Source organism: Syntrophales bacterium (assembly GCA_023229765.1).
Classification (GTDB): domain Bacteria; phylum Desulfobacterota; class Syntrophia; order Syntrophales; family UBA5619; genus DYTH01.
The window spans coordinates 155,311-168,761 of record JALNYO010000002.1; the positions used below are offsets into that span (position 1 = coordinate 155,311).

General features: G+C 54.2%; 11 protein-coding genes. 9 read left to right on the forward strand and 2 right to left on the reverse strand.

Annotated features, from left to right (window positions below):
* Positions 1-39: 39 nt before the first annotated feature.
* The 8 genes from M0P74_02580 (at position 40) to M0P74_02615 (ending at position 10,530) form a co-directional block, all read left to right on the forward strand.
* Complete coding sequence (locus M0P74_02580; GenBank protein MCK9362474.1) at positions 40-366, forward strand: metalloregulator ArsR/SmtB family transcription factor; 327 nt, start codon at positions 40-42, stop codon at positions 364-366.
* Positions 367-678: 312 nt separating this feature from the next.
* On the forward strand, positions 679-2,346 hold the full coding sequence (locus tag M0P74_02585; GenBank protein MCK9362475.1) for a DUF3373 domain-containing protein: 1,668 nt from the start codon (positions 679-681) through the stop codon (positions 2,344-2,346).
* A gap of 157 nt (positions 2,347-2,503) precedes the next feature.
* Positions 2,504-2,830, forward strand: a complete 327-nt coding sequence (locus M0P74_02590) for a hypothetical protein (protein MCK9362476.1) — start codon at positions 2,504-2,506, stop codon at positions 2,828-2,830.
* A 64-nt stretch (positions 2,831-2,894) separates the two neighbouring features.
* Positions 2,895-4,262 carry a hypothetical protein gene (locus tag M0P74_02595; GenBank protein ID MCK9362477.1) on the forward strand — a complete coding sequence of 456 codons (1,368 nt, stop codon included), beginning with the start codon at positions 2,895-2,897 and terminating at the stop codon, positions 4,260-4,262.
* Positions 4,263-4,883: 621 nt separating this feature from the next.
* Complete coding sequence (locus M0P74_02600) at positions 4,884-6,476, forward strand: ABC transporter substrate-binding protein (GenBank protein MCK9362478.1); 1,593 nt, start codon at positions 4,884-4,886, stop codon at positions 6,474-6,476.
* Positions 6,477-6,680: 204 nt separating this feature from the next.
* Positions 6,681-7,670 carry an ABC transporter permease gene (locus M0P74_02605; protein MCK9362479.1) on the forward strand — a complete coding sequence of 330 codons (990 nt, stop codon included), beginning with the start codon at positions 6,681-6,683 and terminating at the stop codon, positions 7,668-7,670.
* A gap of 16 nt (positions 7,671-7,686) precedes the next feature.
* Entirely contained in the window at positions 7,687-8,496 is an 810-nt protein-coding gene (locus M0P74_02610; protein MCK9362480.1) for an ABC transporter permease, read from the forward strand.
* 3 nt (positions 8,497-8,499) lie between these two features.
* Positions 8,500-10,530 carry an ABC transporter ATP-binding protein gene (locus M0P74_02615; protein ID MCK9362481.1) on the forward strand — a complete coding sequence of 677 codons (2,031 nt, stop codon included), beginning with the start codon at positions 8,500-8,502 and terminating at the stop codon, positions 10,528-10,530.
* Here M0P74_02615 and M0P74_02620 read toward each other — a convergent pair whose 3' ends face one another.
* Together M0P74_02620 and M0P74_02625 are read right to left on the reverse strand one after the other, a co-directional pair.
* Complete coding sequence (locus tag M0P74_02620) at positions 10,531-11,388, reverse strand: bifunctional 5,10-methylenetetrahydrofolate dehydrogenase/5,10-methenyltetrahydrofolate cyclohydrolase (protein MCK9362482.1); 858 nt, start codon at positions 11,386-11,388, stop codon at positions 10,531-10,533.
* Between the two features lie 11 nt (positions 11,389-11,399).
* A complete protein-coding gene (locus M0P74_02625) occupies positions 11,400-12,032 on the reverse strand; it encodes a cyclodeaminase/cyclohydrolase family protein (protein MCK9362483.1) in 633 nt (210 codons plus the stop codon).
* Positions 12,033-12,329: 297 nt separating this feature from the next.
* On the opposite strand from M0P74_02625, the gene M0P74_02630 reads away from it, so the two are divergent.
* Positions 12,330-13,268 carry a 2-dehydropantoate 2-reductase gene (locus M0P74_02630; GenBank protein MCK9362484.1) on the forward strand — a complete coding sequence of 313 codons (939 nt, stop codon included), beginning with the start codon at positions 12,330-12,332 and terminating at the stop codon, positions 13,266-13,268.
* Positions 13,269-13,451 lie beyond the last annotated feature (183 nt).

Below are 13,451 nucleotides of genomic sequence, written 5' to 3' on the forward strand. Positions count from 1 at the left end.
GAAAATATAAACTCTTAAACTTTGCGAAGGGAGGATGCAATGGAAAAGATATACGAACTTCAGGCAAATATATGCAAGGCGTTATCAAACCCGAACCGCTTGGAGATCATTAACAAGCTGAAGGAAAAAGAGCTATCTGCCGCGGAGTTGATGGAGAAGACGGGACTCAGCAAGTCCAGATTTTCCCAGTATATGGGGGGGCTCAAGGCCACTGGGCTGGTCCTGAGCCGACGCGAAGGGGTAACCGTTTATTATCGGATTTCCAATATCAAGATTATCGAAGCCTGCACTCTGATGAGGGAAGTGCTGCTGGCCGAGATTAAGGGGAAAAGTGACCTCGCTGCCAATCTGAAGAACGACAAGTGAGGGTTTTTACGTCATGAGAAAAGAGCGGAGGTGCAGCGCAATGAAGAAATGGCGGGCTATCCGGCACGCTCTTCTTCGCGATTACCGATTCTATCCGGGATTGATGTCATTGAAAATTGGCATCCTCCCGGTTTTTTTTGCCGTATGTTGTCCTTGCCGGTTGTACGCGCAGGCTGTTTCCAGATTTTTTTCCATGAAGGAGCGTGCGTTTTTTTGGCAGGGGAGGTCGCCTCCCCGCAAGTCGGGTTGTTTGGGAACAACCGGCTGAAATATAAATTGATTTTGAGAAAACTTATAAAGCAAGGAGAAACAATGAAAAAGTTCATGAGAGTATTTATCACCGCCGCAGTATTGATTGCCTTCGCTCTTCCCATCCCCGCAATGGCGGCCGATCAGAATGAGCTGCAAAATAAGATCGAGCAGCTTTCACGGGAACTGGAAGCGCTGAAATTGCAGGTCAAAGAAAGCGTCGCGAAAACAAAAGAAATAGATACCGTCAAACAGCAGGTCAAGAAGAACGAAGAAAAATCGTTAAGTCACTGGTTGAACGTCAGCGGCGATTACCGCTTCCGCTACGACAATCTCCGTGGGCAGGTGGCGCCCTATGCCGACGGCATGACCGTATTCGGCAATGCCGGGGCGCTGATCGCCGCGATGAACGCGGGTACGATCGCGCCTATGGCCCAGCCGGCGCTGTTCGGCGCGGCAATCAACGGCGGGGCAGTTGGCCCTCTTACTCTGCCGACGGCGATGCGGAATGCCTATGACGTCAAGAATGACTCCCTCTATACAAATCGTTTCGGTCTCAACCTGAAGGCTAAGGCAACGGAGGATGTCTCCGTCACCGCCCGTCTGCTCATGTATAAAACGGCGGGGGGGCAGGATGACGATGCGCTCCGTTCCGGGAACACTGCCTATTCGTTTGATCGGGCCGGCCTTTTTGACGGCACTATCGGCCATGTCCCCAGTGACAACAAGCTTGCCGTGGATCGTGTCTATGCCACCTGGAACAACATCGCCGATCAGCCCATTTGGTTTTCCATTGGCAGACGTCCCTCTACCGGCGGAGTTCCCAGCCACCTGAAGGAAAACAAGCCGGCGCCGGGCAATTCAGGTGTTCCGGCATTGCTTGTGGACTATGCCTTTGACGGCGTAACCCTTGGATATGCCCCTGATATCGATTCGCTTCCCGGCGCCTACCTGAAATTATGCTATGGTCGAGGATTCCAGAACGATATCGAAAATGCGGATACCGGCAACGGCCTGAAAAATACCGACATGATTGGACTTAATATCGTTCCCTACGAAACCGATCGTCTCCGCGCGGAATTGCAGTATAATAAGGGGATGAATATCTTCGATGCCCCGCAGATGTTGTCCGGTCCCTACAACATGCTGGCGCCCGCCACCAATCTGGGCGACATTGACTGGTACGGAATGGACTTCCTCGGGATGGTTAAAAAAGTGGGAATCGGCAATCTGAACTGGTTTGCCAACGGCGCCATCAGCCGGACAAGTCCCAATGGCAATACCCTTAAGTTCAACGGTCTGGATACCGGTTACGGGCTCCTCTACAGCGGCTTGCCGGAAAACAAAACCGGCTGGGCTGTCTATGCGGGCATCAGATATGACATTCCCACCACCGGCACCAAGATCGGCCTTGAGTATAACCACGGCTCCGAGGACTGGATCACCTTTACCCCGGCCGCCGACGACATGTGGACAAGCAAGCTGGGAGTCCGCGGCAGCGTGTACGAAGTCTATGTCATCCAGGAGTTGAAACTGAAGCCTATTTCTTCGTGGCTGAGCAAGACGTTCTTCCGCATTGGCTATCAGTACTATAATTTCGATTACACCGGAAGCAACAGTTGGCTTGGCGCGCCGATAAAGATAGGCGATCTGAACAACATGACGCCGCAACTGACCGCTCCGCTGAAGAATGCCCAGGATCTCTACTTAACGTTTGAAGTTCATTTTTAGTTAGCATCTTTGCCTGATCAGGACGGGGGCGGCGCCACCGTCCTGATCAAAATGTAAAAAGGGGCACGCAGGCGCCATACAAACGTTTTCTATAAATAAGTCTGCGATTTATGAACATTAAACTTTGTTTTCTGAAAGATAAAAAAGGAGAAATGATATGAAACAAAAAGGATTTATTGTTTTATTAGCGGTCGCTTTAACGCTCTTGGCAGTTTCGCTGGCCGGGATCGCCGCTGCCGCCGAGCTGAAAATGGTCGGGGTGATAACCAAAATCGAGCTGGCCGACAAGGACGCAAAAACGGCAACGGCGACGCTCAAGGACAACAAGACGGAGCAGAGTGTTGTTATTGTTATCAATGACGAGCTTACCCTCGACAAGCTCAAGGATCATCGCATCGTTGAGGGCGATGAAATCCGGTGCAAGTATGAAGTTATCGATGGCAAGAATGTAACCACGTATTTCCGGAAAACGGCTGGATGCTGATTGGGAGGCTGCTGCCGGTAAAGCGGCGTCCCCCGTTTGAACAGATTGAAAGAGAGATGATCCGATGAAAAGCAATAAAGTTATGGCTGCCCTCTTGCTGGGGGCGTTGGTGGCTTCGCCGGCTTTTGCCAAGGAGCACCCCGGCAAGGAGTTTATCGAGCAAAACGGATACAAGGGGCCGGTTACCTGTGAGGAGTGCCATCCCGGCAAGGCAAAGGAATTCCTCTCCACCGTGCACTGGAAACACGCTTCACGTGTCACCAATGTCGAGGGGATCGATCCGAAGAAGGAATACGGAATGAAGAACCGTATTTACACGATGTGCAACGGCAATGACATCGTCAACAATCTGAAGGAAATACCGGTAAGTCCGCAAACCGGCAAGACAAAAATCACCGGCTGCAACGCCTGTCATCCCGGCAATCACTTAAGCGATGTGGGAAGCGTCGGCAGCGAAGCGGAAAGCGCAGTTGACTGTCTGATCTGCCACTCCAGCAGCTACGATTTTACCAAGCGCAAACCTTTTAAGGATGCGCAGGGCCTGGTGGTGATGGGACAGGACCGGAGCGTCAAGGCCGCGGCATCCGTCGGCAAGCCGGCAGTCAAAAACTGCATGGTCTGTCATGAATCGGCCGGCGGCGGAGTATTGGTGAAACGAGGGTTTTCTTATACAAAAGAAAACGACGTGCATGCGGCCAAGGGAATGGTTTGCGTCGATTGCCACAAGGCGGCCAACCACAAGATTCCCACCGGTTTTGATCCGAACAACTGGGCGAGCGACGGAGTGAGGGTCGCCTGCAGTGATTGTCATGGAGAGAACCCCCATAAGGAGCAGGCCTATAACCGCCATACCGCGAAGATAGCCTGTCAAACCTGCCATATCCCCAGAAACGGCGGCGCCATTGCGAAGGATTTTACCAAATGGGAGCAGCTTGCGGACAAATTTTACGAACCGGCCACCATCCAGGGCGACGTCAGGGCCACCATCCCGGTGTATGCCTGGTATAACCTGCAGGTGAAAAACAGCCCGGAGTTTATCGGCCCGAAGGGGAGCCGGAAGGACAAAAAGAGCAAAATCTATCCGTTCAAGGTCTTCCAGGGAAAGGCCTTCTTCGATAAAAAAACGAAACAGCTGATGTCGATGGATTTTGCCCCGCCGATGGCAACGGGCGACGCCCTGGCTGGCGTAGCTTCGGCGGCAAAGACTCTGGGAATTAAAAACTACGAGCCGACTCCCGGCTGGCAGACGCTCTATTTCGGGAGCAACCACCTTGTCACCAAAACCGGGGCGCTGACATGCACCAGTTGTCACGGAATCAGCGGGGTCCTTAATTTCAAGGCCCTCGGATACTCCGATAAGGAAATCTCCCGGCTGACCAGTCCCGAGATCTACCTCAAAAAGGTGCTCGAGAAACAGAAAGAGGACTGGTAGCTGAGAGGAGATATAATTAGTTGAATCTTCTCCGGAACGTCTTTCGGGGAAAGCCCTTTCTTTTCCAACTAAGGCTGGTTTTGTCATAGGCAAGGCCGGCCTTAGTCATCCTGAAGAACAGACGAATCAAAAGCTATTCCGAGCGAAAAATGTTTGGTTTTCGGATTTCATTGCCGATTTCTCAGTATTCATCTTTTGACATCCCAAAGGCAAGGCGATTGCAACGGATAGATTGACAACAGCGGATGTTGAATGTTATGAGGCGCCCAATGCAGTTAAGAAGGCTGTGTTTTTAAGAACAGACATAGGGAAGGGCTGGGAATCGTAAACGGCTTTGGCTTATTGCCAAGGGCCGGTACGCGAAGGCTTTTTCGACACTGCAGAGTTTCCTCCTTGCCTTAACGGCGTTGCTCGCCGTTGCCGGCGCAAAAGAGAATCCTTTGTCTTGTCCTCATCCCGATAATAGCAAGTAAGACGTCAGGCTTTGCGGATACGAACCGTCGGTTGCGGATAAACAGCCAGTTGTCGCTTTTTTCAGACTGCAGCGAGCGGCAGATTGGAAAAATTGCCGAATTTCAAGGGATAAAGCCTTGGGCGAGGAATGACAGGAGAAATGACAGAATGAAATATTGTTTCAGGATATCAGCTTTTATTACAATAGCCGCGTTGATAATGCTTGCCGGCATTCCGGCGCAGGGGGCATCCGGACAGAGGGAGTTGCGGATTGCCGACGGCACGGGAGACTGGGGGTATCCCAATCCGTTTGGACACTATCCGCGCGGCCCGGGATATATCCGAATGAGCTGGGTCTTCGATACGCTCGTCTGGAAGGACCAAAAGGGATACATCCCGGCCCTGGCTGATTCCTGGAAATACGATCCGGCCGCCATGACATTTACTTTTCACCTAAATCCCCGGGCGAAATGGCACGACGGCAAGCAGGTGACGGCGGAGGATGTTGTCTTTACGATCGGATATTACCGGAAGCACCCCTACCGCTTTATCAAAACGACGGGGATCGGCGCTGTTTCGGCAAAGGGCGCTCGCACCGTTCTGATAAAATTAGCGAAGCCCTATGCCCCGTTTTTGTCCGATATCGGCGGAACCATGCCGATACTGCCGAAACATGTCTGGGAGTCGGTGGCCGATCCGGAGAAATACCTCGACCCCAAGGCGTTCATTGGCAGCGGGCCCTACCAGTTTCGCGATTTTGACAAGACTGGGGGGAGCTATCTCTACGAAGCATTCCCAGACTATTATCAAGGACCTCCACAGGTGGAGAGGCTGATTTACGTTCGCTCCGGCAAACCGCTGATTTCGCTGACAACCGGGGAAGCGGATCTCGCCAATATCCAGCCGGAGATGGGTGAGTCTCTGGTTAAAAAAGGGGTGAAGGTTATCAGCGACGAGCGCGGCTGGGTAAAAAAACTCCTGATCAACCACCACAAAAAGCCTTTGAGCGATAAGCGGTTCCGTCAGGCGCTGGCGTATCTGATCGACCAGAAGGAAATCGTTGAACAGGGACACCGGGGATTTGCCACCCTGGCTTCTTACGGGCTGCTTTCGATCGATCACGATATGTACAACCCCGGCACGCCGACGTATCTGTACGATTTGCAAAAGGCGTCCCGGCTGATTGAAGCCCTTGGTTTCAAAAGGGGCAAGGATGGCTTTTTTCAGAAAGACGGGAAAAAGCTGAAGCTTGCCCTGCTTTCCTCGAATATCGCCGCGGGGGGAGAAAGCGTTGCCGACCGGGATGGCGAGATCATTAAACGGCAGCTTGAAAAAGGGGGAATTGCCGTCGAACTGGTGAATATGGAGCAGGCGACGACGGACGGCCGCATCAAAAAATGGGATTTTGAGCTGGCCATTTCCGGGCATGGCGGGATTTCCGGCGATCCGGTGATATTGAACGAGATGATCTCCTCCGTCTATGGAGGCGGTTCCGTCACGAGCGCCCGTTACGATGACAATGCCGCCTTGAACAAACTTCTGGAAAAATCACTGGTCGAGATGGACCAAGTCAAAAGGAAGGAAATAGTATATCAGATTCAGAAGATATATGCGCAGGAGCTGCCGGCGATCCCCCTTTACTACCCACAGACAAAAGCGGCTTACAACCCTCGCAAAGGCGTGGACTGGTTTTACACGAAAGGCGGCATTGCCAAGGGGATTCCGCTTCCGCAAAACAAGTTGTCGTTGATCAAACGTTAGGATTAAGGGCCTGTCCACAAATAACTTGGACAAGATTGCGCTCAGATTTGGGTTAGATTTGGTTGCGGCGATTGAACAAAACCGCAGACGTAGCAGCGCTACGGTGAGGATTTTGTGATTGAGCCACAGCCAAAGATGGCCCAAAGATGAGATGCAAGATGTTCAGGTTATTTGTGGACAGGCACTAAGGTGTCAGGCGCAAGGATGTTAATAAAAAACAATTCCCACAAGTTATTATCGGGGAGGTTCCGGGGCCGGGCAGTGGCGTATCTGCTCGCCGTTTTACTTCTGGTATTGATGAGTTACTATCTTCCCCGACTTCTGCCCGGAGACTTTGTGACGGCGATGTACTCCGGCTCGCCGGTTACTCTGACCGGAGAACAGGAAGCGGAACTGAGGGCGCATTATGCAGCCGGCGACTCTCTGGGACACTATCTTGTCAACCTGTTTTTTCTCGACTGGGGTTTTTCATTTGCATTCTTGACGCCCGTTTCCAGCCTGATCCTGGCCGCGCTTCCCTGGACGTTGTTTCTGGTCGGCGGGGCCCACCTCCTTTCGACGCTACTCGGATTTATTGCCGGCGTGGAGGCGGCCTGGCGACGGGGCGCCGTGGAAAAGGGTTTGGTGGCGGTCATGACTTTTCTGGAGGGAATACCGGAAATGGGAACAGGGGTGCTTCTTCTGCTGCTGTTTTCCCTCTATCTGGGGTGGTTCCCGGCGGCGGGCGGGGAAACCGCATACGCCGGGTATAGCCTGCCGCGCTGGTGCCTCGATGTTCTCCACCATACGGCGCTCCCTTTTATTACGCTCGTCGGGGCCTATCTGCCGGGCAGTTTTTTGCTGGCGCGGGGCGGCATGGTTGTCGTGCTGCATTCCCCGTTTATAAAAACAGCACGAGCCAAGGGGCTTCCACCGCTCCGGGTGCGGTATGGCCACGCGGCCCGCAATGCGCTGCTACCGGTTGTGACGCGCTTCGGACTGCGGTTTGCGTTCATGCTTACCGGGGCGCTTGTCGTCGAGTCCATATATTCCTATCCCGGTTTGGGGACGCTCCTGTTCAAAGCGATCTCGTTGCGCGACCTGCCGACGATCAGGGCGATCGTTTTGTTTTCTTCACTGCTGGTTCTTGTGATCAACATGGCGCTGGAGGTGCTGTACGAAAGGCTTGATCCGCGGGTGCAACATGAATTGTAGCCTTTTGCGGAGATTATTGAAGGATGGCTGGTTCCTGTTCGGAATCGCTTTGTCGCTGCTTTTGATGATGCTGCTCGCTGCGGGCGCCTGGGTTACTCCCTATGATCCTTACGACAACTCATTCCAGCCGCTGCTTTCGCCCTCGGCAGCACACTGGCTTGGCGTCAACGACGGCGGAATGGATATCTTCTCCGAGTTGACGCTGGGCGTCAGAAATACCCTCTTTTTCAGTTTGCTGGCCGGATTGGGAGGCCTGGCGCTGGGGATTGCCGTCGGATTGACCTCCGCGTGGAAGGGCGGTTGGGCGGATCAGGCACTGATGCGGTCGGCCGAGGCGCTGATGGCCATTCCCCCAGTCATGATCATGATTGTGACAGCGGCGTTTTTTCGTCCCTCTCCCGCGCTTCTTGCCTTCGTGCTTTCGCTGATTTCCTGGCCGACAACCGCGAAGGCGATTCGCGCGCAGGCGCTGGTCGTCAAAAGAAGCCTGCATGTGCGGGCTGCACGGGAGATGGGGGGGACAGGACGTTATATAGTGACCAGGCATCTGCTGCCGGAGCTGTTTCCGCTGTATCTGGTCGGCTTTGTCGCCAAAATGCGGATGGCCGTTTTCATGGAGGCGTCGCTGGCGTTTCTGGGGCTCTTTGACCCCGGCCGTAAATCGCTCGGGATGATGATCCGTTACGCCCTGCAGTACTACTACCTCGATATCTGGTGGAACTGGCTTTTGCCGCCGGTTATCTGTTTTACGCTGATTGTCATGAGCGTTACCTTTATAGCCATCGGCCTGGAGAAGCTTTTTGACCCGCGTCTGAAGGAAGTTTGAACAATGGTTAATCTGGAAAATCTGAGTGTAATCTATCGGGAGGGCGATCACGCCCTGCTTGCCATAGACAGGGCGACCTTAAGTCTGAAAGCGGGGCGGGTGACGGCGCTGGTTGGAGAGTCAGGCTCCGGGAAAACGACGATCGGAAACGCGCTCATGGGGCTGCTCCCGCAAAACGCCTCTGTTGAAGGCAGCATTCGCTTCCACGATACGGAATTGACCTCGCTTGACGAGGAGTCTTACCGCCAGATCCGCTGGCAAAAGGCGGCGATGGTTTTTCAAAACGGTGCGGCTGGTCTGAACCCCGTCCAGCGGATCGTCGAGCAGGTGGCGGAGCCGCTGATCTACCACCGGAACATGAAAAGGGAAGAGGCAGTGGAAATTGCCGGGGAGAGGCTGGCTTGCCTTGGTCTCTTTTCCGAAACGATCAACCGCTATCCCCACGAACTGAGCGGCGGGCAGGTGCAGCGGGCGCTGTTCGCGATGGCGCTTGTTCTCGATCCGGAGGTCTTGATTCTTGATGAGCCGACTTCCGCGATGGACGCAGCCTTGAAGGGCTTCATTGGCGGCATGATCAGTGATCTTAAGGAAAAGGGCGCGGCTATTCTGCTGATTTCCCATGATTTGGAGCTGGCGGCGAAGACGGCAGATGAGGCAGCATTGCTCTATCTGGGGCAAATCATGGAAATTCTTCCGGCTCGCGATCTATTGCTGCAACCTTTCCACCCCTACACGCGGGCCCTCGGCCGTTCCTTTCCCGCGATGGACGCAACCCGCGATCTCGGCGGGATGCGCGGCGACGCCTTCTACCGCTACACGCACGTCCATCGGCTGAAGGAAGGGGCCATGCAGCCCCATATCCATATCGCGACCGGCGGTGACAAGGAAGAGGGCGGTCATGCCCCGGCCTCCGGCTGTCTGTTTAGGTCGCGGTGCACCCAGGCGGTGGACGCTTGCCACAATTCCCATGTTCACCTCGCACCGGTCGGCGCTCATCAGGTGCGCTGTCTGCGGGGCGGCATAGTCTATTTAATGAAGTTTGATAAAATAACAAAGAGTTATGGTACGTTAACTGCTCTTGAGTCTGCGGATCTGACGATTCATGCCGGAGAGATACTGTCGATCGTGGGGGAAACCGGCTCCGGGAAAACCACGCTGGCGATGATCGCCGCGGGTGCGCTTGCGCCTGATTCCGGGAAAAGGGAGTTCGCGGGACGCGACATGGACCAATGGATCAGGGAGGATCGCCTCTCCTTTTCTTCCCATATCGGAATTATCTACCAGAGTCCGGCGGAGTCAGTCAGTCACCGTTTCACCGCCTTCGACATCGTCGCCGAGCCGCTGCGAATACAGAAAAATAATCATCATCACACACATGCGCCTGCTCCTGATACCCAGACAGTTGTTCATGCTCATCCGTTTGCTGCTGCACATCCCCCTGCATCTGATGACAGCGGGGATGCGCATGAGCAGGAATTGTGCCGCCGGGTACTCGCGGCGATGGCGGAAGCGCACCTGCCGGTTGAGCCCGATTTTCTGAAGCGCCACCCGCATGAGCTGAATATGGGAACCATCCAGCGCCTCTGCATTGCCCGCGCGCTCGTGCACGAACCGACGCTCGTTATCGCCGACGAGCCGACCAGCGCTCTCGATCCCAGCGTGCAGGCCAAGGTAATGAAAATGCTGCTCAATCTGCAGACGGAAAAGGGGCTGACGATGATTTTCGTCACCCATGACATCGCCCTGGCCCGCAAGATCAGCGACCGGATCTGCGTCATGCTTTCCGGCCGCATTGTCGAGATCGGTCCGGCGGCGAAGGTTGTCGGCAATCCCGGCCATCCCTACACAAGAGGTTTGATCGAGAGCGCCCGCGGCGGCAAACTGATGAAGCAGGCGGGCGCAAGGAATGCAACCGCCGGCGGCTGCCCGTTCGCCGATCGGTGCGACCGTCAGACCGATATTTGCCGCCGGGCTTTTCCGACCTCCGTCGAACTGAGCGGCGGATCGCATTTTGTTTGGTGCTTCAACCCGTGATTATGCCGTCTGCAGCTCGCAGGCCATCAGGGTGTGCTTGCACAGGACCGAAGTGGTAACGGAGCCGACGCCGGCGGGCACCGGGGATATCTTTGCCACGATGGGTTCGGCTTCGGCGAAATCGACATCGCCGCAGTATTTGCCCGGGTTGTCCGGATCGGCGTTAATGCCCACGTCAATCACTATCTGGCCGGCTTTGACGAAGTTGCCCTTGATCATTTTTGCTTTTCCCACGGCGGCAATCAGTATCTCACCGTCCTTGCAGACGTCCGGCAGATTTTCCGTCCGGGAATGACAGATGGTGACCGTGGCGTGTTCGCGCAGAAGCAGCATGGCAACCGGCTTGCCAACGACCAGCGACCGGCCGACCACCGTGCATTTCTTACCCTTAAGCGGAACCTTGTAGTGGTGCAGCATCTCCATGCAGGCCGTCGGGGTGCAGGGCGCAAAGCCCGTGGGATCGTCGGTAAAAACCTTCGCGGCGCCGCCGGTGGTCAGACAGTCCACATCCTTTTCCACGGGGATCAGCTCCCTGATCTTTCTGCCGTCAAGATGCTTCGGCAACGGGAAAAACATCAGGATTCCATGCACATCCTTTTTTGCGCCGACTCCGGTTACGGCCTTTTCCAGCGCGTCCTGCGCGATATCTTCCGGATATTCGAATACCTCGGACTCCATCCCGACGGCAGCGCAGGTCTTCTTCGCGCCGCCTTCATAAAAAAGATCGTCCGGCCTCGCGCCTACCCGGATTATCCCCAGTTTGGGGGATATGCCGCGCGCCTTCAATCCGGCTGCCTTTTGGGCAAGTTCCGCGTTTATCGCATCAGCTACAGGTTTCCCTTTAAGAATCTCCGCCATTTATTCTCTCCTTATTTTTTCAGTTTGGAAATAACCAGATCAAGGGTTTCATCCGCCAGCTTTGATCCGTCGGCCAGAAGCTTGTTCATTTCCGCACGCGTTTTTTCCAGAAAAACCGGATCCTTGATGGTGTTCAAATTGATTATCACATTCAGGCTGCCGGCGATGAGCGCGCTCTTCAGAAAAATCACGCCGCAGCCTACGTCGGAAATGGCGAGCATGCTGCCGATTTGCCCCATGCGGCTGTGGATCTTTATCCCTTCATAGGCGCTCCGCATGATCTCCAGCGGAACCGAGCAGGCAATCTTGCTGCACTCCTCGATGGTCGCCTCTTTCTGCTTAAGTTGCTCCGGCGTGTCTTTTGGCAATCCATAAGCCTTTGAAAGGGGACCGAAAACCTCCGCGTCTTTATCTACAAGGCCTTGAAGCTGTTCGATCACGGCATCGCCGCGTTTAAGGAGTTCCTGCACCTCGCCTTCAACCTCTGCGTACTTCTTTTTGCCGGTGGTAAGATTGCCCACCATGTTGCTGAGGCACATCCCGATGGCCCCTCCCAGCGCGGCTGCTCCTCCGCCGCCGGGCACGGCAGCCTTGGAAGCGAGTTCGGACAAAAAACTTTTACATGAATTATCAAGCATCGCCATGGTCGTTTTCTCCTTCTATTTTTTTGATAAAAACCTATTTCTTCGCGGATGGGTATAGAACGAGGGAAATTTGTATGTCAAGGGATATTTGCCGGGGAATGGGTGTGCCGGCTAATGATTACTGGCCAATTATAGAGATTAAGCGCTGCTTTCACAGATGCGGCAAAACTTAATACACTCAGCTTCTTGTCTTGGATAGTGAGAGAAAATCGCTCCTGCTCATACCAGACTTGCTTTCGGGATTAAGGGATGATAATCCTTGAAAAAAGTATTTTTCATGAAAGGAATTTTGTTTTTATGGCAATGAAGGCAAAAATTGAGAATGTTGCGATTATCGGCGCCGGCGCCCTGGGAGGCGCTTATGCAAGCATTTTTTATGAGATGGACAAGCGGTGCGTATCGTTTATTGCCGCAGGCGAGCGCTATGAGCGGCTGCGGCGGGAGGGGATGGTTGTCAACGGGAGGCCCTGCAACATTCCGGTTTCCCAGCCGGATGATTTTCTGCCTGCCGCAGATCTGATCATCGTTGCGGTAAAACAGCATCAGTTAGACGATGCCATTCGCGACATGAAAATGCGGGTCGGGCCGCAGACTACAATCATCTCCGTCATGAACGGCATTGACAGTGAAAAGGCAATCGGCGCCGCGTACGGAAAGGAAAAAGTCCTGTATGCCGTCGCGGTAGGCATAGATGGCGTGCGGGCCGAAAATAGAGTTGATTTCCGGCAGCAGGGGAAGATCATATTTGGAGAAGCAGTGAATTCCTCTATTTCTGAGCGGGTGAGGCGGGTGCAGGATTTTTTCAACAGGGCGGGGATCGTTTTTGAAACGCCTTTGGACATGATCCGTATCCTCTGGTGGAAATTCATGATCAATGTGGGGATCAATCAGGCATCGGCTGTTTTGCGGGCGCCCTATGGCGTTTTCCAGCCCCCCGGGGAAGCCCGGGAACTGATGGAGTCGGCGATGCGGGAGGTGATCATGCTGGCCGGCAGGGAAAACGTATCCCTTTCCGAGGATGATATCAACGCCTGGGGGGTGGTTCTTGCCGGTCTGAACCCGGCGGGAAAGACCTCGATGCTCCAGGATGTCGAGGCGGGCCGAAAAACGGAGGTGGAAATGTTTGCCGGCAAGGTTATTGAGCTGGGGGTGCGCCACGGCGTTTCCACACCGGTGAACCAAAGACTGTCTGAGATGATTGGGGCGATTGAAGCGGCAACTGGCGACAGTCACTGACTATTTGTATGAAAATCCCCCCATCCCCCCTTTGCCAAAGGGGGGCAAGGGGGGATTTTCATGCTTCGTTGTGCCCCATGGGCATGGGGGTTTATATGAAAATAAAATTTGTGTAAACAATATCAAAACGTTACATTGTGGCGTTTTTGGGGCTTCAGGCGACCGCCTGCGGACGCGACGGAG

What these genes read in the sequence shown, in the direction of transcription:
- M0P74_02580 (MCK9362474.1), top strand. Translation starts at nt 40, where the DNA reads ATGGAAAAGATATACGAACTTCAGGCAAATATATGCAAGGCGTTATCA.
- M0P74_02585 (MCK9362475.1), top strand. Translation starts at nt 679, where the DNA reads ATGAAAAAGTTCATGAGAGTATTTATCACCGCCGCAGTATTGATTGCC.
- M0P74_02590 (MCK9362476.1), top strand. Translation starts at nt 2,504, where the DNA reads ATGAAACAAAAAGGATTTATTGTTTTATTAGCGGTCGCTTTAACGCTC.
- M0P74_02595 (MCK9362477.1), top strand. Translation starts at nt 2,895, where the DNA reads ATGAAAAGCAATAAAGTTATGGCTGCCCTCTTGCTGGGGGCGTTGGTG.
- M0P74_02600 (MCK9362478.1), top strand. Translation starts at nt 4,884, where the DNA reads ATGAAATATTGTTTCAGGATATCAGCTTTTATTACAATAGCCGCGTTG.
- M0P74_02605 (MCK9362479.1), top strand. Translation starts at nt 6,681, where the DNA reads ATGTTAATAAAAAACAATTCCCACAAGTTATTATCGGGGAGGTTCCGG.
- M0P74_02615 (MCK9362481.1), top strand. Translation starts at nt 8,500, where the DNA reads ATGGTTAATCTGGAAAATCTGAGTGTAATCTATCGGGAGGGCGATCAC.
- M0P74_02620 (MCK9362482.1), bottom strand. Translation starts at nt 11,388, where the DNA reads ATGGCGGAGATTCTTAAAGGGAAACCTGTAGCTGATGCGATAAACGCG.
- M0P74_02625 (MCK9362483.1), bottom strand. Translation starts at nt 12,032, where the DNA reads ATGGCGATGCTTGATAATTCATGTAAAAGTTTTTTGTCCGAACTCGCT.
- M0P74_02630 (MCK9362484.1), top strand. Translation starts at nt 12,330, where the DNA reads ATGGCAATGAAGGCAAAAATTGAGAATGTTGCGATTATCGGCGCCGGC.